Raw genomic sequence first — 19,222 nt, 5'->3', positions numbered from 1 at the left:
CCCCTGGATCGGCCCGCCGGCTCGACGGTCCCCCCGAACCGTTGCGGCGGACCGCCCCTGACCCGGGCCCGGTCCGGCAGGCCGACGCACAAGCCGGTACCCCTGCACTCCCACATCCCACCACGCCCCTGCGACACCATCCCCCACCCCCCGCGGGGGCGGGTCAGGCGAGGCGGGACTCCAGGGCGTTCAGGGCGGCGGGGACGGTGTCGGCGACCATGAGCAGGGAGAGGCCGGCGGGTTTGAGGAAGGTCTGGTCGGCGAGGGTGGCGAGCCAGTCGAGCAGCGGGCGGTAGAAGCCGCCGGTGTCGACCAGCACCATCGGCTTGGCGTGCAGGGCCAGCGTGGCGGTGGTCCAGACCTCGAAGAGCTCGTCCAGGGTGCCCAGCCCGCCAGGCAGGGTGAGGAAGGCGTCCGACTTCTCGACCATCAGCGTCTTGCGGCTGGCCATGCCGTCGGTGACCAGCAGCTCGTCGGAGGCAAGGTCGGCGACCTCCAGGTCGACCAGCGCCTGCGGGATCACCCCGACCGTGCGCCCGCCGGCCGCCCGCGCGCCGTCGGCCAGGGCGCCCATCATCCCGACGCAGCCACCGCCGCTGACCACGGTGTGTCCGCGCCGGGCGAGCTCCGCGCCCGTCTCGGCCGCCAACTCCAGCCAGCGCCGGTCGAGGGTACGGGAAGAGGCGCAGAAGACGCAGATCGCGGCCACCGCTCAGCCCTTCCGGCCCGCGCCCGGCCCGGCCGGGCCGGCCGGCCCGCTGCCCCCCGCTCCGGTCGCCGCACTGTCCGCGGCGGCCTGCTGGTCGGCGGCGGCCCGGGCGACGGCCTCCTCGCGTACGGACTCCTGCTCGGCGGAGAGGGCGGCCTCGGCCTCGACGATGTGCCGGACGGCGGCGTCCACGTCGTCGGTGAGGCAGATCAGCTCCAGGTCGACCGGCCCGATCTTGCCTTCGGCGGCCATGGTGTCCCGCAGCCAGTCGAGCAGCCCCCGCCAGTACGCGCTGCCCATCAGCACCACCGGGAACCGGGTGACCTTGCCGGTCTGCACCAGGGTGAGCGCCTCGAAGAGTTCGTCCATGGTGCCGAAGCCGCCGGGCAGGACGACGAACGCCTGGGCGTACTTGACGAACATGGTCTTGCGGGCGAAGAAGTACCGGAAGTCGATGGCCAGGTCGACCCAGTCGTTGAGCCCCTGCTCGAAGGGGAGTTCGATGCCGAGGCCGACGGAGAGCCCGCCCGCCTCGCTGGCTCCCCGGTTGGCCGCCTCCATCACGCCCGGTCCGCCGCCGGTGATCACGGCGTAGCCCGCCCGGGCCAGGGCGGCCCCCAGCTCCCCGGCCATCCGGCACTCGGGGCTGTCCGGGGCGCTGCGGGCGGAGCCGAAGACGCTGACGGCGGGCGGCAGGTCGGCCAGGGTGTCGAAGCCCTCCACGAACTCGGAGAGGATCCGCAGCGCGCGCCAGGCGTCCTTGGTCTTCCAGTCGCCCCTGCCCCGGGAGTCCAGCAGCCGCTGGTCGGCGGTGCTGGTCGGGATCGCGCCGCGGCGCAGCGTGACCGCGCCCCGGTGCCGCTCCGGATCGCGGCCCGGCTGCCGCCCGTTGCTCTGGCTCATGGGAGCAACCGTAGTGGAGCGGTACCCGCCGGGTGCAGCGCCTGGCGGGCCGGAGAAATAGTTCGCGATCTTGGGCAACTAATTCTGTCGCCCGTACGTCCTACTATTCACATACCGGGTATGTCCCGGCGCGGGCTTTCGGGGGAGGAGCAAGCGTGATCAGCAACAACGAGCGGATGCGGATCCGCCGGCAGATGCAGCGGCGGATCCGTGACGTGGTGGCCGAGCGCCGCCGCGCCCGGCAACTGGAGTCCCCGGCGGCACCCACCGCCGAGACCACCGAGACCACCGACACCCCCGCCCTGACCACCGCCTGACCCATCACCCGCACCCGCGACCCCCGGGCCCCGCCCCGGGGTCACCCGCCGGCCCGGCCCAGCCGGTGGGTGGTGATCGAGGCCGGAGCCGGGGCCGGGGCCGGGCGGGCCGAGGGCCGGGGCGCGAGCGGGCCCTGACCCGATCGGGATGGGGTCAGGCGGAGGCGAGCCAGCGGTGCAGGGTGGCGGCGCCATCGCGGATCTTGGTGATCTCGACGTGCTCGTCCTTGTGGTGGGCCAGGTTGGGGTCGCCGGGGCCGAAGTTCAGCGCCGGGATGCCCATCGCGGCGAACCGGGCCACGTCCGTCCAGCCCAGCTTGCCGATCGGCTCAGCCCCGACGGCGGCGAGGAACTCCTGCGCCGCCGGCGAGTCCAGCCCGGGGGCCGCGCCCGCCGCCGCATCCGTCACCGCCAGGTCGAAGCCGGCGAAGACCTCCCGCAGGTGCGCTTCGGCCGCCGCCGGGTCACGGTCCGGGGCGTACCGGTAGTTGACCTCGATCTCGCAGTGGTCCGGGATGACGTTACCGGCCACCCCGCCGGTGATCCGCACCGCGTTCAGCCCCTCGCGATAGTCGCAGCCGTCGATGGTGACCCGCCGGGCCTCGTACGCCCCCAGCCGGCGCAGCACCTCGCCCGCGCCGTGGATGGCGTTCACCCCGTGCCAGGACCGGGCGGCGTGGGCGCGCTCACCGTGCGTGATGACGATCGCCCGCATGGTGCCCTGGCAGCCGGCCTCGACGATCCCGTACGTCGGCTCCAGCAGCACCGCGAAGTCCGCCTGGAGCCACTCCGGGTGCGCCTCGGACACCAGGGTGAGACCGTTGTACCTCGACTCGATCTCCTCGGCCTCGTAGAAGAAGTACGTCACGTCGTAGCGCGGGTCGGGCAGGGTCACCGCCAGGTGCAGCGCGAACGCCACGCCCGACTTCATGTCCGAGGTGCCGCAGCCGTACAGCAGGTCGCCGCGCATGGTCGACGGGAAGTTGTCGTTCAGCGGCACCGTGTCCAGGTGGCCGGCGAGCACCACCCGCGAAGCCCGCCCCAGGTCGGTACGGGCCATCACCGTGTTGCCGTGCCGGGACGTGGCCAGGTGAGGCACGCCCCGCAGCACCTCCTCGACGCAGTCGGCGATGGCCTTTTCGTTGAGGGAGACGGACTCTATGTCGACCAGGGCGCGGGTCAGCGCCACCGGATCAGCCAGGACCTCAGGGGTCAGCGGGTTCTCCATGCTGGGCACGGTACCGTCAGATTCGGTGAGCGCGAGGAGTGAGCTTGCGAGCCGGCGCAGTCGCCAACGAAAGGTAGAACAGTGACGTCCGCAGTACCCGCCTGGGGCATCGGCCTGGCCACCGTCACCGCTGACGATCAGGTGCTCGACACCTGGTACCCGACCGGCAAGCTGGGACTCGGCGAGCTGCCGCTGGTCCCCGGCGAGGACCAGGCCGACGTGCTCGACCTGCCGCCCGGCGCGATCGGCGAGCGGGCACTGCCCGGTCTGCGTACCGTCGAGGTGACCACCGTGATCGGCTCGCTGGACGACCCGATCAAGGACGCCGCCGACGCGTACCTCCGGTTGCACCTGCTCTCCCACCGCCTGGTGCGGCCCAACGAGCTCAACCTCGACGGCATCTTCGGGAAGCTGGCGAACGTGGCCTGGACGTCCGCCGGGCCGTGCCCGCCGGAGCGGGTCGACGAGCTGCGGGTGATCGAGCGGGCCGCCGGCCGCCACCTCGCGGTCTACGGAGTGGACAAGTTCCCCCGGATGACCGACTACGTGGTTCCCGGCGGGGTCCGGATCGCCGACGCGGACCGGGTCCGGCTCGGCGCGCACCTGGCCGCCGGCACCACCGTGATGCACGAGGGCTTCGTCAACTACAACGCCGGCACGCTGGGCAGCTCGATGGTCGAGGGGCGGATCGTGCAGGGCGTGCTGGTCGGCGACGGCTCCGACATCGGCGGCGGGGCCTCGATCATGGGCACCCTCTCCGGCGGTGGCACCGAGCGGGTCAGCATCGGCGAGCGGAGCCTGATCGGCGCGAACGCCGGCGTCGGCATCTCGCTCGGCGACGACTGCGTGGTCGAGGCGGGCTGCTACATCACCGCCGCGTCGAAGATCACACTGCCGGACGGGCGGGTGGTGAAGGCCCGCGAGCTCTCCGGCGTGGACGGGTTGCTCTTCTGGCGCAACTCGGTCACCGGCGCACTGGAGGCGAAGCCGCGGACGGGTCGGGGCATCGAGCTGAACGCCGCCCTGCACGCCAACGACTGACGACCGGTCGGGGCCCGGGCGCGGGCGCCCCGGCCCCGACCGGCGTCCGGGCCCACGGCGGGAAGACCGCGGGCCCGGACGCCGCCGATCACCGCAGGCGGTACGCCTGGATGATCCGCTCGGTCACCGTGTTGCCGGCGGTGTCCCGGGCGGTGGCCCGCAGGGACACGTGGCCGGGGCCGGCCGGGTGCCGCAGGAGCGCGACCCAGCCCTTGCCGGGCACCCGCTTCACGCCGGCCTCGCGCCAGGTCTTCCCGCCGTCGTACGAGACGTCGACGATCAACTTCTCCACCGCGACGGCCGGCGCCCCGGGCTGCCGCTGCACCTGCACCGGCACCGCGAAGGGGCGGCCGGCCGGCGCGCTGTTGTCGACCCGCAGCGGCGGGGCGAACTGCACCGCCATCAGCGGCAGCCGGGCCGGGGTGTCCCCGGCGACGTGACCGGACCGGAAGGTCCACGTCGACTCCACCGCGGTGCTCAGGTCGGTGAAGCTCCGGGTCGCCGACACCGTCAGCTTGTAGTCCGCTGCCGCGGGCGGCACGGTGAACTCCCCGTAACCGGCGTACTCGCTCTCGCCGACCAGCTTCCCGTTGCGCCACAGGGCGGTCCGGGCGGTGTCGGTGACCGACCCGCCGGGGTGCCCGGCGGCGTCGCTGTGCACCGGAAGGCCGACGAAGATGAGGTCGCCGGTGCGGCTGACGCTCTCCTCGGGCCAGCGCGGGGCCGGGAACGACGGCCCGTACGGGGCCTGGTTCCAGGTCTCGTGGACGGTCCGGCCCGCCCGGTACGCCGTCACCGTGGAGAAGAGCGCCGCCTTCGGCTCCAGCCAGCCCTCCTCACTGACCACCCCGAAATCGATCTCGGAGCTCCACGTCACACCCCGGGTGTTGTAGTGCTCCACCCGCTCGCCGGGCACGGCGGTGGGGAGGACGATCGCCGAGGCGCCCGTGTTGTATTCCAGCTCGGGGACGACCAACCGTTCGGCGATCAGGTCGGGGAAGCCGCCCCGGAACCGGTGCACCACCGTGGCCAGGTCACCGGCGCGGTAGTGCCGGACGAAGCCGGTGGGCATCCGGCCGGGGATCGCCTCGCTCAGCGCGTACAGGTAGGGGCTGCTGGCGGCCTTCGGGTCGGCCCACTGGCTGCTGACCGTCGACACGAACCGGTCCGCGGAGACCGGGCTGCCGAGCTGGGCGGTGGTGAGGCCGGCGAAGCTGTCGGCCAAGAGACTGAAGACGTAGATGTCGCCCCCGTCGGCGAAGAAGACCGCGCTGATGTCGATCAGCAGCGGGGCGGCGCCCCGCTTCGGGACGGTGGTCAGCACCGGCCTGCCCTGGCGGCTGTCCAGGGTGAGCGTGAGGTCGCGGTCGACCGTCAGCTCGGGCTGGGCCAGCATGGTGAGCCCCGCGGGCCCGCCCTCCGGCGCGGGTTCGAAGATCAGCGTGCTGAGGCCGTACCGCCCCTTGGGCACCCGCAGCTCGGCCACCCCGTCGGCGTCGTAGGCGTCCCGGACGTCGAAGCGGTCCAGCCCGGCCAGGCTGGTGTAGTAGTCCCCCGTCTTCGCGCCGGCCCGGTCCAGGTGGGTGAGCGTCAGCGTGTAGCTCTCCACCTCCCGGTTGACCGCCACCGGGGTCACCGCGACCGTGGCTCCGGAACGGGCGACGACCCGGCCGGTCCAGTAGCCGTCGGCGTCGCCGAGCCGGGTGTCGGCGGTGACGGTGGTCTCCGCCCGGCCGCCCGCCGGCACGGTCAGCCGCGTCGCGCCGAGCCGGAACATGCCGGCCGGCGCCGGCTGGCCGCCCGGCCCGGTGACCTCGGTGGTCAGGTCGAGGGTGACGGCGGTCGGGCCGGCGTTGCGCCAGGCCACCGTGCGGGTGATCGGCGCGTCGTCGCCGTGCGGCCAGAGCGCCCGCCCGAACGAGACGCTGACCGGGTCGCTGGTCACCTGCTGGCCGATCGCGCGCGTCAGGTCGACCCGGCCGGCCCCCTGCTCGTACGCGGTCTGCGCCGGGTGCGGCCTGGCGGCGGCCATCAGGGTCGCCTTGAACTGGCCGGCCTTCCAGCCCGGGTGCTGCTGGGCGAGCAGCGCCACCGAGCCGGCCACGTGCGGGGTGGCCATCGAGGTGCCGGAGAGGCTGACGTACTTCTCCCCCACGGGGTCGCCGATGAAGCCGTCGGCGGCCCGGGCGGCGACGATCTCGACGCCGGGCGCGGTGATGTCGGGCTTCACCGCGTCGTCACCGACCCGCGGCCCGCGGCTGGAGAACTCGGCGAGCTGGTCGTCGCGGTCCACCGCGCCCACGGCGAGCGCCGCGTCGGCGCTGGCCGGGGAGCCGACGGAGGCGTCCGACCCGACGTTGCCGGCGGCGGTGACGAAGAGGGTGCCGGTCTGCGCGGTCAGCGTCTGCACCGCCTCCTCCAGCGGGTCGACCTCGGGGTAGTCCCAGCCGCTGAGGCTCATGTTGACCACCGTGGCCCGCTTGTCGACGGCGGCCCACTGCATGCCGGCCAGGATGGCCGAGTCGGTGCACCCGACGTCCTCGCAGACCTTGCCGTTGAGCAGCGTCGCGTCCGGCGCCACGCCCTTGTACCGGCCGCCGGAGGCGGCGCCGCTGCCGGCGATGGTCGAGGCGACGTGGGTGCCGTGACCGACCGTGTCCCGGTCGTCGGTGACCTCGGTGAAGTTGCGCGACTCGGCCACCTTGCCGGTCAGGTCAGGGTGGGCCGTGTCGACGCCGGTGTCCAGCACCGCGACGGTCACGCCCTTGCCGGTGAAACCGGCCGACCAGGCGGTGGGCGCCCCGATCTGGGGGACGCTGTGGTCCAGGGTGACCCGGCGGCGGCCGTCGAGCCAGATCCGCTCGACGCCCCCCGCCGCGCCGAGCCGGGTGGTGGAGCCGGTGGCGACCGCGGCCCAGACCGCGCCGGCGGTGGACTTGCCGGCGGTCAGGGCCGCGCCGCGGATCGCCGGCAGGTCCCGGGTCACCCGGGCGCCGGGCAGTGCGGCCACCCCGCGCCGAGCCTCCCCGGCGGCGTACGACACCAGCAGCGGCAGGTCGTCGCGGCGGGCGTCGTCGTAGCCCGCGGAGATCAGCTCGGTGACGTCGAAGAGTCGCCGGTCCACCCGGCCGGAGCGGATCAGCGGCAGCGCGTCCTGCGGCACCACGGTGAGGTGCCCCCGCTCCCGGCGTACCAGGAATCGCAGGTCGCCCCGGCCGGCGGCGGGCCGGACGGCGGCGTCACCGGAGGCGGTGACGGTGACCCGGTCCCCGGTGAGCAGGGTGACCGTGGCCGACCCCCCGGTCGTCGTCCGGGGCGGCGCGGCCGGCCGGGACGCCCCGGCGAGGCCGGCCGGGGCGGTCGGGGCGGTCGGTGCGGCGGCCGAGGCGGTGGCCGGGGCGCCGAGCGCCAGACCGAGCACGAGACCGAGCGCGGCTGTCTTCCTTCTGGTTCTGTGCAACGGATCCTCCTCGTAGAGCGTCGTCATAGACGGGAGTCACATTGGCAGCGATCAGAATTGCATACCTGGTATGTAAAGTGAAGTCCGGAACATGACCGTCCGCGCACAACATGGACACCCGGCCAGGCATGATCGGCCGGTGACGTCCATGCGGGAACGAATGCTCGCCGGCGAGCCGTACATCGCCAACGAGCCCGACATCATCGCCGACCTCGACCGCGCGGCCCAGCTGATGGAGCGCTTCAACACCAGCTCCGCCACCGACCCGCAGGGGCGGCTGACCGCGCTGCGCGAGCTGCTCGGCTCGCTCGGCGAGGGCACCTGGATCCGCCCGCCGTTCCACTGCGACTACGGCTGGCAGATCCACATCGGCCCGCGCTGCTTCGTGAACTTCAATGCCGTCTTCCTCGACGTCGCCCGGATCACCATCGGCGCGGACGTCCAGATCGGACCCAACGTGCAGCTGCTCACCCCCACCCACCCGATCGAGCCGGGGCCCCGCCGGGACAAGTGGGAGGCGGCGAAGCCGATCACCATCGGCGACAACGTCTGGCTCGGCGGCGGGGCCATCGTGCTCGCCGGGGTCACCGTCGGCGCGAACACCGTGGTCGGCGCCGGCGCCGTGGTGACCCGGGACCTGCCACCCGACGTGGTCGCTGTCGGCAACCCCGCCCGACCGGTACGCACCCTGGAACAACCGCGCTGAGCTGCTGAAACAGCGGTCCGTGGGGGTGGGCAGAGCCGGCGACAGGGTGCACTGCGGGTAGTGAGCGCGGCACCAGGGGGCACGGGCGGGCGAACGGGTACTCGAACTACGGGTGCACGGGCAGGGGGTCGGTCAGGCGGACCACCAGGTCGGCGTGCTGCGCGGTGCCGGTGACCAGGGCGGCGTTGGTCTCGTCGCTGCCGTGCGCCCAGGCCGCCGCCTGCGCCGGCGTCCGCCCGTACGCCTCGTGCCGGGCGACGAGCCGGCGCAGCCGCGACGCCGCGTCCAGGTCGAGGAACCACGCCTCGTGCAGCAACTGCCGCACCTCGTCCCAGGGCGGGTCGGTGAGCAGCAGGTAGTTGCCCTCGGTCACCACCAGCCGGACCGAGGGCGGCACCTCGACCGCCCCGGCCACCGGCTCCTCCAGGTCCCGGCGGAACAGCGGGGCGTAGACCGCGGACGGCTCCAGCCGGCGCAGGCGGCGCAGCAGCGAGACGTACCCGTTGGCGTCGAAGGTGTCCACCGCGCCCTTGCGCGCGGCACGGCCCAGCCGCTCCAGCTCCGCCTGGGCCAGGTGGAAGCCGTCCATCGACACCAGGCGGGCGCTCGGGCCGACCGCCGCGACGATCCGCTCGGCGAGGGTGGACTTGCCCGCGCCGGGCGCACCGGCGATGCCGAGCAGCTGCCGGGGACCGGCCTCGGCCAGGGCACGGGCCCGCGCCACCAGGTCGTCGAGCGGAAGCGGGCTGGCCTCGGGCATCAGGGCAGGACCGGGTCGCTGATGGTGAACCTGGCCCGCACCACGGCATGCCGGGCCTCCCGGCGGGCCGGGCTGTCCGGTCGCAGCGACCACCAGGGGCCGGCCAGCTCGACCTGCTCCTGGTCGGCCAGGCGGAGCATCAGCTCGGCGAGGACGGTGAAGTCGGTGACGATGACGCCGGTGGTGACGCTGCCGTGGTAGCCGACCACCCGCTCGCCGGGGCGGTTCGTCTCGGGGCGTACCCGCAGGTCGCCGGTCTCCCGGCGGTCAAGCGCGGCGGCGTGCTCGTCGAGCAGCACCCGCACGGCGGCGGCCCGCTCGGCGAGCCGGGTCAGGGTGGCCTCGCGGTCCCGCTCGCGGGCGGTCGCGGTCACCTGGAAGCGGGCCAGCTCGGGCGCGACCTCGCGGTACGCCTCGCCGCACACCGCCACGACCGGTCCGTCCGTCACGCCCTCACCCTAGCGGCGGGCCCGCAGGGCCGCCCGGTTCCACGGCCAACCGGCGGGCCGAGTACTCGACCTCGTCGCCGGTCGTCCGGCACCCGTCGAGGTAGCCGCCGGCCGCGCCGAGCTCGTGCAGGAAGCGCAGCTCCGCGTCCCCGCCGCCGGCCAGCGGGAAGGCGCGCCGCAGCCCGTCCGTCGGGCGGGCGGCCAGCGCGGACCGGGCGTCCCGGCCCTCCCGGTGCCGGGCGGTGAGCGCTGGCCGGTCGCCGTCGCGCAGCGCGGCGGCCAACTCGTCGAGGAAGGAGGTGACCGAGGCCAGCGCGGCCAGCACCTGCGCCCGGTTGGAGAGCAGCATGTTCGCCGTCCGCTCCGGCGGCGTGCCGGCGACCCGGGTGCCGTCGCGGAAGCTGCCCGCGGCGAGGCCGAGGACCGCGTCGCGCAGCGGGGAGCGCTCGGCCGCGCCGGCGAGGGCGCCGGCGAGCAGGTGCGGCACGTGCGAGGCGAGCGCGACGACCGCGTCGTGCCGGTCGGCCGCCATCGGCACCACCCGGGCGGCGAACACCTCCATGACCAGCGCGGTGAGCCGGCGGAACGCGGCCAGGCCGGGCCCCGGGGCGGGGCAGAGCACCCAGGCCGCGTCGTCGAACAGCCCCGGCACCGCCGCGGTGAGGCCCGCCCGGTCGGTGCCGGCCATCGGGTGACCGGGCACGAAGCGGTGGGTCAGCCCCCGCGCGGCGGCGAACGCGGCCAGCTCCGCCTTGGTGCTCCCGACGTCGGTCAGCAGGCAGTCCTCGCCGGTCACGGCCGCCACCTGCACCAGGGTCTGCGGCAGGGTGGGCAGCGGCCCGCAGAGGAAGACCACGTCCCGGTCGGCCACCGCGTCGACCAGGCGCTCCGGCGCGGGTACGCCGACCCGCCGGGCCTGCCGCCGGGTCGACTCGTCCGGGTCCCAGCCGGCCACGTCCAGACCGGCGGCGTGCAGCCGGAGCAGCACCGAACCGCCGATCAGCCCGGTGCCGACCACCGCCGCCCGGACCACCGCGCCGGCCCCGCCCATCGGCGCGTCAGGCCTGCGCGAGCCGGGCGGCGACGGCGGCGACGTGCGCGTCGGACTCGGTCAGCGCGGCCCGGACGTGCTGCGCCCCGCCGGGGCCGTAGAAGGCGCCGGCGGCGACCAGGATGCCCCGGCGGGCCAGCCAGTCGACGGTGGCCCAGCAGTCCTCGCCCCGGGTCATCCACAGGTAGAGCCCGGCCTCGGAGTGCTCCACCGTGAAGCCGGCCCCGGTGAACGCGGCGAGCAGCGTCTCCCGCCGGGCCCGGTAGCGTTCCCGCTGCTCGTCGGCGTGCGCCTGGTCCGACAGCGCGGCCACCATGGCGGCCTGCACCGGCGCGGGCACGATCATGCCGGCGTGCTTACGGATCTTGAGTAGCTCGGCCACCAGCGCCGGGTCACCGGCGACGAACCCGGCCCGGTATCCGGCGAGGTTGGAGCGCTTGGAGAGCGAGTGCACGGCCAGCACCGAGTCGTACGACCCGCCGCAGACCTCGGGCGAGAGCACCGAGACCGGCTCGGCGTCGGCCGTCCAGCCCAGCGGCAGGTAGCACTCGTCGCTCGCCACCACGGCGCCCCGCTCGCGGGCCCAGTCGACCACCTTGCGCAGATGGGCGGCGGGCAGCACCCGACCGGTCGGGTTGCCGGGCGAGTTGATCCAGACCAGGCGTACCCGGGAGGTCGGACCGACCGCGGTCAGCGAGTCGGCGCGGACGGTGGTGGCGCCGGCCAGCCGGACCCCGTCGGAGTACGTCGGGTAGGCGATCGACGGCACCACGACCACGTCACCGGGGCCGAGGCCGAGCAGGGTGGGCAGCCAGGCGACCAGCTCCTTCGAGCCGATCGTCGGCAGCACCCCGAGCCCGTCGACGCCGGCGCCGCAGGACCGCGCCACCCAGGCCGCGATGGCGTCCCGCAGCGCCGGGCTGCCCGCGGTCAGCGGGTAGCCCGGCGCGTCGGCCGCGTCCGCCAGCGCCTGCCGGATCACCGGGGGCACCGGGTCGACGGGCGTGCCCATCGAAAGGTTGATCAGACCGTCCGGGTGCGCCGCGGCCAGGGTGGCCGCGGCTTCCAGCGTGTCCCAGGTGAACTCGGGCAGCCGCGACGAGACCGGCGCGGGCCGGTTCAGTGGCCTTCTCCGCGCGGCGGCTGGGCGGCGACGAACGTCGCGTCCTTCTCCACCTTGCCGATTTTCGACGCGCCACCCGGCGAGCCCAGGTCCTCGAAGAACTCGTAGTTGGCCCCGGTGTAGTCCTTCCACTGCTCCGGGACGTCGTCCTCGTAGAAGATGGCTTCGACCGGGCAGACCGGCTCACAGGCACCACAGTCGACGCACTCGTCGGGGTGGATGTAGAGCATCCGATTGCCCTCGTAAATGCAGTCGACCGGGCACTCCTCGATGCATGCCTTGTCGAGCACATCCACGCACGGCTCGGCGATGATGTAGGTCACCGGTCTTCTCCTCCGCAAGACTCGCCGCGATCACCCGCGACGGTTAGAGCCTAGTATCTCGCCGGGGAGGAGGTCGATCGTGCTCCGACAGCAGGACGTGGGCCACCGGATCGTGGTGCGCCGCATTGTGGGGATTCGCGACGGCCGCCCCCTCTTCTCGGACGCTCTGGGCGAGCTGGTCGAGCTGACCGAGACTCATCTCACTCTCGCCACCGGGCAGGGCCGGCTGCGGGTGCCGGTGGCCGAGGTGCACCGGGCCAAGCGGGTGCCGCCGGCCCGCCGGCCGACCGCCCCGGCGGTGATCGAGCTGGAGCTGGCCTCCGACGAGGCCTGGCCCGCCGCCGACCGGGGCCGGTTGGGTGACTGGCTGCTGCGCGCCGCCGCCGGCTGGTCCGGCCGGGCCAACTCGGCGTTGCCGGTCGGCGACCCGGACCGGCCGCTGCCGGCCGCGCTGGACGCGGTGGAACGCTGGTACGCCGACCGGGGCCAACCGGCGCTGGTGAACACCCCGCTCCCGCTGGCCGCGCCGGTCGGCGCGGAGCTGGACGCCCGGGGCTGGGGCAGCCGGCCCCCGGTGCTGGTGCAGACCGTCGCGCTCGCCGCGGTGCCGCCGGCCGCGCCGGCCGCTGCCGGCTCGCCGCTGGTCGAGCTGGCCGCCGCGCCGTCGGACGGTTGGCTCGAGATCGCCGCCGGCCGCAAGGGTGGCCTCCCGGACGCCGCGCGGCACGTGCTCACCGCCGTGGGCCGGGTCCGTTTCGCCCACGTGTACGCCGACGGCACGCTGGTCGCGATCGGCCGGGGCACCGTCACCGGGCAGGGACGCTGGCTCGGGCTCAGCCTGATCGAGGTGCTGCCCGAGGCCCGGCGGCGGGGGCTGGCGGGCCGGGTGGTCCGGGCCCTGGTCGACTGGGCGGTGACGGAGGGCGCGACGCACGCCTTCCTCCAGGTGGAGCAGCGCAACACGCCGGCGGTGGCGCTCTACCGGAGGCTGGGCTTCACCACCCACCACACCTACCGCACGCGCGTCGCGCCACCCACCTGACCGCCGACGCTGCCGGCCCGCGGGGTCAGCGGCGGACGACCCGGCGCGGCTTGGCCGACTTGACCTCGGCGTACCGCTTGAGCAACCGCGAGCGGTGGTCGAGGCCGAGCGCGGTGAGCACCAGGTAGCCGACCGCCACGCCGGCCCCGGCAGCCAGCAGGTAGAGCCAGATCTGGGCGAAGAACAGGCCGGCGCCCCCGCCGAACGGGTTGTCGCCGACCAGCAGCGGCCCGACCAGCACGGTCAGCAGCAGCGCCACCAGCACCGCCGCGCCCACGTCGGCGCCCCAGTGCCCGGCCGGACGGTCCCGGCCCTGGATGAAGACCACCCCGGCGAGGATCAGCCCGATCACCACGAACATGCCCAGCGAGACCCGGTCGGCGGCGGTGTCGCTCCCGTCGAAGCCGAGCTTGATGAGCACCCGAGCCACCACGTTGACCGCGAACAATGCCCCCGCGAGCACGCCGACCACGCGCCACCGTTTCCCCATCGCACGCCTCCCGCCGTACCGCCCGCCCCACCGGCGGGCCCTCTGGCAGGAATGTCTACCACCACAGCCGGGGTGGCGTCATCACCCGTCGTGACGTCGCTGCGGCGGGCCGAGGATCTGCCGGAACGCCATCACCGCGAAGGTCATCGCCCCGGCGGTGATCATGGCCAGCCCCACCCAGTTGTCCCCGGAGAGGAGCAGGTCGCCCTCGGCGGTGCGGACCGCCGCCACGGCCATCAGCCCGAACCACGGCAGCGCGGGCAGCGCCACCGCCCACTTCCGGCCGACCGTCGCGTACGCGAACCAGCTCACCGCGATCGCCGCGCCGATGGTGACCAGCACCGACACGCCGATCAGGTGGCCGCCCACCCGGACGGTGGACAGCAGCAGCCCGAGCAGGGCCACGAGCACCCCGCCGACCACCGAGACCAGCCCGCCGGCGATCCGCAGGGCGAGGTCGAGCAGCCGCGCGGACCGGCCCGGGGGCGGCGGTGGCGTGATCTGCTCCTCGATGACCGGCATCGGCGTGGCGGGCAGGGTCACCGGAGCCCGGCCACCGCGACCGGGGAGCGGTCCGTGCCGTCGGTGGCCAGTCCGGCGAAGAGGTCGTCCTCCCAGCCGTACGGGCCGTTGCCGGGGCCCTTCTCGCCCACCGCGAGGGTGAAGTACTCCACGCCCATGAACTCCGCGCCGAAGTTGCCGGCGATCGAGTACAGCCACGAGGTGGCCGGGATCTGGGTGGCGTGCGCGCGCATCGCCGCCTCCTTGGCGGCGTGCTGGTCGGTGGCGTCGATCCGGGCGGCGATCTGCGGGTCCGGGGTGCCGAAGGGCAGCTCGTCGGCGCTCCCGATGCCGGCGAAGGGGTTGTCGGACGCCTCGATGAAGTGGGTCAGCCCGGCCTCCAGCACGCTGCGCGGCATGGCCGTCCAGTAGACCTTGGCCGGGGCGCAGCCCTCGGCGGCGGCCAGCTCGTGCGCCCGCATCGCCACCCGGTGGGCCTGGATGTGGTCGGGGTGGCCGTAGAAGCCGTTCGGGTCGTACGTGATCATGACCTGCGGGCGGACCTCGCGCATGATCTCCACCAGGTGCCCGGCGGCCTCGTCGAGGTCGGCCTGCCAGAAGGCCCGGGGGTGCTCGTTGGTGGCCAGCCCCATCATGCCGGAGTCGCGGTAGCGGCCCGCGCCGCCGAGGAAGCGGTGGTCGGTGACGCCGAGCGCGGCACAGGCGGCCACCAGCTCGCCGATCCGGTAGCCGCCGAGCTGGTCGGCCTCGGCCGCGCCGAGCTGCGCCAGCTCCGGGACGTGGATCTCGCCCTCCTCGCCGAGAGTGCAGGTCACGAGCGTGACGTGGGCGCCGGCGTCGGCGTACCACGCCATCGTCGACCCGGTGCCGATCGACTCGTCGTCGGGGTGCGCGTGGACCAGCAGGAGGCGCCGATCGGGCAGGTTCGTCACGACCGTCACTCTAACCGGCGGTCTCCGTCCGCCGAGCCTGACGCGTCCGCCCAGGTCGGCCACATCACGCCTGACGCCGCCCTACGATCTACAGCTGTGGACTTTCCCGAGCTGGCCGCCCGCACCCGTCGGTTCAGCCACGGGGCGCCGCGCGCCGTCTCCGTGGCCGACGACGGCTCCCGGGTGGTCTTCCTCCGCTCGGGCGGTCCCGAGGACCCGGCCGACGCGCTCTGGTCGCTCGAGGTCGCCAGCGGCGAGGAACGGCTGATCGCCGAACCGGCCGTGCTGCTCGGCGCCGGGGCCGACCCGGGCGTGCTCGCCCCCGGCGAGCGGGCGCTGCGCGAACGGCTGCGGCTGAGCAGTGCCGGCATCGGCTCGTACGCCCTGGACGCGGCCGGCCGGGTGGCGGTCTTCCCGTTGGTCGGGCGGCTGTTCCGGGCCGACCTGGTGCACGGCGACGTGGTCGAGGTGAGCACCGTCGGGCCGGTGATCGATCCGCGGCCGGACCCGACCGGCGAGCGGCTGGCGTACGTCACCGACGCCGCCGAGGGGGTCCGCCGGGGCCAGCTGCGGGTGGTCGAGTCCGACGGCGCCGACACCCTGCTGGCCGGCGAGGACTCCGGCGTGACCTGGGGGCTGGCCGAGCACATCGCGGCCGAGGAGTTCGGCCGGTTCCGCGGCTACTGGTGGGCGCCGGACGGCCGGTCGGTGCTGGCCGCCCGGGTGGACGAGTCCCGGCTGCCGCGCTGGTACCTGCACGACCCGGCCGACCCGACGAGCCCGCCGACGACCGTCGCGTACCCCCGGGCGGGCGGGCCGAACGCCGAGGTCAGCCTGCACCTGCTCGACCTCGACGGCGGCTGGGTCGACGTGCACTGGGACCGCGAGACCTATCCCTACCTGGCCTCCGTGCAGTGGGCCGACGGGGGGCCGCTGATCACGGTGCTGCGCCGCTCGCAGCAGCACGGCCTGGTGCTGGCCGTCGACCCGCGTACCGGGGAGACGCAGGTGCACGCCGAACTGGCCGACCCGCGCTGGGTGGAGCCGATCCCGGGCACCCCGGCGCACCTGCCGGACGGCCGGGTGCTGGTCGGCGGGGAGCTGGCCCACGACGGGTACGACGCCCGCTGCCTCTTCGCCGACGGCACCCTGCTCACCCCGCCCTCGCTCTACGTACGCCGGGTGGTGGGGCGGCTGCCCACCGGCAACGGCCCGGCGGACCTGCTGGTCGAGGCGAGCGAGGGCGAGCCGAGCCAGCGCCACCTGTACCGGGTCCGCACGGTGATCGGCGGCGGGATGGACACCCGGCGGATGAGCGGCACCCCCGGCTGGCACACCGCCGCGGTCGGCGGGGACGTGCTGGTGGTCGGCACCGCCTCGCTGGACGAGGCCGGGACGAGCTGGTCGGTCTGGTGCGGCGACCGCGAGGTGGCCCGGTTGCGTTCGCTGGCCGCCACCCCGCCGTACGCCCCGCGCCCGACGCTGGTCCGGGTGACCGACCGGCGGCTGCCGTCCGCAGTGCTGTACCCGAGCGACCACGTCAAGGACACCCGGCTGCCGGTGCTGCTGGACGTGTACGGCGGCCCGGGGCACCAGGAGGTGGTGGCCGCGCGGGCGGCCTGGCTGGAACGGCAGTGGTGGGCCGACTCGGGTTTCGCGGTGGTGACCGTCGACAACCGGGGCACCCCGGGGGTGGCGCCCTCGTTCGAGAAGGCGGTGCACCGCCGGCTGGCCGACGTGATCCTCGCCGATCAGGTGGACGCGCTGACCGCGCTGGCCGGCAAGCACCCGGACCTGGACCTCGAGCGGGTGGCGATCCGGGGCTGGTCGTTCGGCGGTTGGCTGGCCGGGTTGGCCGTGCTACGCCACCCGGAGCTCTTCCGGTGTGGCATCGCCGGCGCCCCGGTCACCGACTGGCACCTGTACGACACCGCCTACACCGAGCGCTACCTGGGCCTGCCGGACGACGGGATCGACGTGTACGGCCACCACTCGCTGGTGGAGCTGGCCGCCGAGCCGCTGCTCGCGGCGGAACAGGCCCGGCCGCTGCTGCTGGTGCACGGCCTGGTGGACGACAACGTGGTGGCCGCGCACACGCTGCGGCTGTCGGCGGCGCTGCTGGCCACCGGCCGCCCGCACGCGGTGCTGCCGCTGACCGGGGCGAGCCACCTGGCCGCGGACGGGCTGTCCGAGCGGCTGCTCCGGCTGGAGCTGGACTTCCTCCGTACCCACCTCTAGACGTACGGAGGCCCCGGCCGACACCGTTGTCGACCGGGGCCCGTCTTCACCGCGGGTTACTGCTTGACGTGCGCGTTCACGAAGGAGGGGTAACCGAAGACGCTGGAGATGAAGACCCCGCCGGCCTTGGAGCCGTGCACGACGTAGGCCACGTCGACGTAGAGCGGCACCACCGGGGCCTGCTCCTTCATGATCCGCTCATCGAGCTTGCCCCACTCCGGGCCCTGGTCGGCCGGGGACATGGCCAGGATCCGGTCGAACTCGGCGTTGATCGCCGAGTCGTTGAAGTAGGACTGGTTGCTGTTGCCCTCGGCCTTGATCGACCGGCCGTCGTAGAGCACCGGCAGGATGGACGCGCCGCTCGGCCAGTCCGCCGCCCAGTTACCGATGTAGAGGTCCCAGGGGTTGGCCTTCTTCTTGATCTCGTCGAGCTTCGCGTCGTCCGGGATGTTCCGGATCGTGATCTTGAAGCCGGCCTTCTCCAGGTTGCTCTTGAGCTGGGTGGCCATCTCCTGTTCCTGCGAGTCGTCGGAGGCGCCGAGGACCAGCTGCGGGGTCTGGCCGGCGAGCAGCTCCTTGGCCTTGTCGATGTCGCCGCTGGCGCCCGCCGGGTACGCGTCGTACGCCTGGTAGCCGATCGTGGCCGGCGGCATCAGCGTGGTCAGCGGGGCCGCCACGGTGGCGCCGCCGACGGTCTTGATCAGGCCGTCCCGGTCGATGGCGTAGTTGAGCGCCTGCCGGATCTTGAGGTCGGTGACCCGCTGGTTGTTGATGACCAGCTGGTTGGCGCTCGGCGTCGGGGAGAGGATGGTCCGCGACTTCAGGCCGGCGTCACCGGCGACCTTGGCGACCAGCGAGGCGGGCACGAAGTTCCAGGCGACGGCGCTCTGGTCGGCGCCGTTGTCGGCGATCACCCGGTTGTTGGCGGCGTCGGCGGTCGGGCCGAAGGACCAGACGAACTGGTCCGGGTACTGGTGGCGCACCGGGTCGGTCTTCGGGTCCCAGTTCGGGTTGCGGTCCAGGGTCAGCTGCACGCCGACCTGGTTCTTGGCGACCTTGTACGGCCCGGACGAGAACGGCTTCTGGTCCAGGTTGACGCCGGTGTCCATCTCCGGCTTGAGCGGCGCGGTGGTCGGCAGCGAGACGGCGAACGGCAGGTCGCAGCGGGCCTTGGCGAACTCGAAGCGCAGCGTCTTCGGGTCCGGCGTGGTCAGGCCCGGCGGCAGCCCGGTCTTGTTCTTCTTGAAGTCCCACTTGGTGTCGAACTGCGCGGTGTCGGCCAGCCACTCCTGCAGGTAGGTCGGGCCGCCGGAGAGGTCCGGGTCGAAGGAGCGGGCGATGCCGTACGCGATCTCCTTGGCGGTGATCGGGCTGCCGTCCTCGAACTTCACCCCGTCCTTGATCTTGAATTCCCAGACCTTGCAGTCGTTGTTGACATTGGTGCCGGGCGTCTCGGCCAGGTCACCGACGAGCACCAGGCCGCCCTTGCCGTCGTCCTTCCAGGTGGTCAGGTAGCGGGCGAAGAGCGGGTTGGCCATCAGGCCGGCGAACGAGTACGTCCGCTGCGGGTCCAGGTGGGAGATGGGGGTCTCCCGGATGATGGTGAAGGTGCCGCCCTTCTGCGCCCCGGCCACCTCGGCCGCCGGCCCCTGGGAGTCCTTGGGGTCGGTCGCGATCACCCCGGTCTGCTTCCGGTTGTTGTCCACCACCGGGCCGTCGTCCGTGTTCTTCGTGCACGCGCCCAACGCCACAACCAGTGCGATAGCGCCGGATGCGGCTGCCGCCACCCGTGGTCGCATGTCGTACCTCCATCACCGTGTGCTCTGCGGGCGCCGGGCGGGGACCCGCCGACGTCCCGAGGATCGTAAAGAAGAAAACCTTCGAGTTGTGTAACAGTTGTCGATAAATTTTGACGCCGGGCGGGCCAG

General features: G+C 73.9%; 18 protein-coding genes. 5 read left to right on the top strand and 13 right to left on the bottom strand.

The window, feature by feature from the left end:
- Positions 1-163: 163 nt before the first annotated feature.
- A complete protein-coding gene (locus ABZ807_RS16340; RefSeq protein WP_357157708.1) occupies positions 164-709 on the bottom strand; it encodes a TIGR00730 family Rossman fold protein in 546 nt (181 codons plus the stop codon).
- A 3-nt stretch (positions 710-712) separates the two neighbouring features.
- Positions 713-1,612 (bottom strand): TIGR00730 family Rossman fold protein, encoded by a 900-nt coding sequence (locus ABZ807_RS16335; RefSeq protein ID WP_357157705.1) that lies wholly within the window; start codon positions 1,610-1,612, stop codon positions 713-715.
- Positions 1,613-1,767: 155 nt separating this feature from the next.
- Between ABZ807_RS16335 and ABZ807_RS16330 the strand changes: the two genes are divergently transcribed.
- Positions 1,768-1,929 (top strand): hypothetical protein, encoded by a 162-nt coding sequence (locus ABZ807_RS16330; protein WP_357157702.1) that lies wholly within the window; start codon positions 1,768-1,770, stop codon positions 1,927-1,929.
- A gap of 154 nt (positions 1,930-2,083) precedes the next feature.
- Here the strand turns inward: ABZ807_RS16330 and dapE are convergent, their stop codons facing one another.
- The gene (dapE, locus tag ABZ807_RS16325) at positions 2,084-3,157 is read right to left on the bottom strand and encodes a succinyl-diaminopimelate desuccinylase (protein WP_357157699.1); all 1,074 of its coding nucleotides are present in this window, start codon (positions 3,155-3,157) and stop codon (positions 2,084-2,086) included.
- An 81-nt stretch (positions 3,158-3,238) separates the two neighbouring features.
- On the opposite strand from dapE, the gene dapD reads away from it, so the two are divergent.
- A complete protein-coding gene (gene dapD / locus ABZ807_RS16320; protein ID WP_357157696.1) occupies positions 3,239-4,198 on the top strand; it encodes a 2,3,4,5-tetrahydropyridine-2,6-dicarboxylate N-succinyltransferase in 960 nt (319 codons plus the stop codon).
- Positions 4,199-4,286: 88 nt separating this feature from the next.
- Here the strand turns inward: dapD and ABZ807_RS16315 are convergent, their stop codons facing one another.
- Complete coding sequence (locus ABZ807_RS16315; protein WP_357157693.1) at positions 4,287-7,658, bottom strand: S8 family serine peptidase; 3,372 nt, start codon at positions 7,656-7,658, stop codon at positions 4,287-4,289.
- A 139-nt stretch (positions 7,659-7,797) separates the two neighbouring features.
- Here ABZ807_RS16315 and ABZ807_RS16310 point away from each other — a divergent pair, with 139 nt between their 5' ends.
- Positions 7,798-8,364, top strand: coding sequence for a sugar O-acetyltransferase (locus tag ABZ807_RS16310; protein ID WP_357157690.1), 567 nt, complete (start codon positions 7,798-7,800; stop codon positions 8,362-8,364).
- 106 nt (positions 8,365-8,470) lie between these two features.
- On the opposite strand, the gene ABZ807_RS16305 is transcribed toward ABZ807_RS16310, so the two are convergent.
- The 5 genes from ABZ807_RS16305 to fdxA are packed head-to-tail and all read right to left on the bottom strand — an operon-like array spanning position 8,471 to position 12,070.
- On the bottom strand, positions 8,471-9,124 hold the full coding sequence (locus ABZ807_RS16305; RefSeq protein WP_357157687.1) for a nucleoside/nucleotide kinase family protein: 654 nt from the start codon (positions 9,122-9,124) through the stop codon (positions 8,471-8,473).
- The gene (locus ABZ807_RS16300; protein WP_357157684.1) at positions 9,124-9,573 is read right to left on the bottom strand and encodes an SIMPL domain-containing protein; all 450 of its coding nucleotides are present in this window, start codon (positions 9,571-9,573) and stop codon (positions 9,124-9,126) included. Before ABZ807_RS16300 ends, ABZ807_RS16305 begins: the two co-directional genes overlap by 1 nt.
- Positions 9,574-9,577: 4 nt before the next feature.
- The gene (locus ABZ807_RS16295; protein WP_357157681.1) at positions 9,578-10,624 is read right to left on the bottom strand and encodes a prephenate dehydrogenase/arogenate dehydrogenase family protein; all 1,047 of its coding nucleotides are present in this window, start codon (positions 10,622-10,624) and stop codon (positions 9,578-9,580) included.
- Between the two features lie 7 nt (positions 10,625-10,631).
- Positions 10,632-11,747, bottom strand: coding sequence for a succinyldiaminopimelate transaminase (gene dapC / locus ABZ807_RS16290; protein ID WP_357157886.1), 1,116 nt, complete (start codon positions 11,745-11,747; stop codon positions 10,632-10,634).
- Positions 11,744-12,070: a ferredoxin gene (fdxA, locus tag ABZ807_RS16285; RefSeq protein WP_007464872.1), complete on the bottom strand. Its 327-nt coding sequence runs from the start codon at positions 12,068-12,070 to the stop codon at positions 11,744-11,746. The genes dapC and fdxA overlap by 4 nt, the downstream gene beginning before the upstream one ends.
- Positions 12,071-12,149: 79 nt before the next feature.
- Here fdxA and ABZ807_RS16280 point away from each other — a divergent pair, with 79 nt between their 5' ends.
- Positions 12,150-13,112: a GNAT family N-acetyltransferase gene (locus ABZ807_RS16280; protein WP_357157678.1), complete on the top strand. Its 963-nt coding sequence runs from the start codon at positions 12,150-12,152 to the stop codon at positions 13,110-13,112.
- 25 nt (positions 13,113-13,137) lie between these two features.
- On the opposite strand, the gene ABZ807_RS16275 is transcribed toward ABZ807_RS16280, so the two are convergent.
- The 3 genes from ABZ807_RS16275 to mshB all read right to left on the bottom strand — a co-directional run bounded on the left by ABZ807_RS16275 (position 13,138) and on the right by mshB (position 15,065).
- Positions 13,138-13,602 carry a hypothetical protein gene (locus ABZ807_RS16275; protein WP_357157675.1) on the bottom strand — a complete coding sequence of 155 codons (465 nt, stop codon included), beginning with the start codon at positions 13,600-13,602 and terminating at the stop codon, positions 13,138-13,140.
- 81 nt (positions 13,603-13,683) lie between these two features.
- The gene (locus tag ABZ807_RS16270; protein ID WP_357157883.1) at positions 13,684-14,124 is read right to left on the bottom strand and encodes a hypothetical protein; all 441 of its coding nucleotides are present in this window, start codon (positions 14,122-14,124) and stop codon (positions 13,684-13,686) included.
- A gap of 17 nt (positions 14,125-14,141) precedes the next feature.
- Positions 14,142-15,065, bottom strand: coding sequence for an N-acetyl-1-D-myo-inositol-2-amino-2-deoxy-alpha-D-glucopyranoside deacetylase (gene mshB / locus ABZ807_RS16265; RefSeq protein ID WP_357157672.1), 924 nt, complete (start codon positions 15,063-15,065; stop codon positions 14,142-14,144).
- 87 nt (positions 15,066-15,152) lie between these two features.
- Between mshB and ABZ807_RS16260 the strand changes: the two genes are divergently transcribed.
- Positions 15,153-17,294: a prolyl oligopeptidase family serine peptidase gene (locus ABZ807_RS16260; protein WP_357157669.1), complete on the top strand. Its 2,142-nt coding sequence runs from the start codon at positions 15,153-15,155 to the stop codon at positions 17,292-17,294.
- Positions 17,295-17,350: 56 nt separating this feature from the next.
- Here ABZ807_RS16260 and ABZ807_RS16255 read toward each other — a convergent pair whose 3' ends face one another.
- Positions 17,351-19,093, bottom strand: coding sequence for an ABC transporter substrate-binding protein (locus tag ABZ807_RS16255; RefSeq protein ID WP_357157666.1), 1,743 nt, complete (start codon positions 19,091-19,093; stop codon positions 17,351-17,353).
- Positions 19,094-19,222: the final 129 nt, after the last annotated feature.

The sequence above is a fragment of the Micromonospora sp. NPDC047548 genome, assembly GCF_040642975.1.
In the GTDB taxonomy this organism is placed as follows: domain Bacteria; phylum Actinomycetota; class Actinomycetes; order Mycobacteriales; family Micromonosporaceae; genus Micromonospora.
Note: the sequence above shows the minus strand (reverse complement) of the source record. Positions and strands in the feature narration are given on the sequence as shown.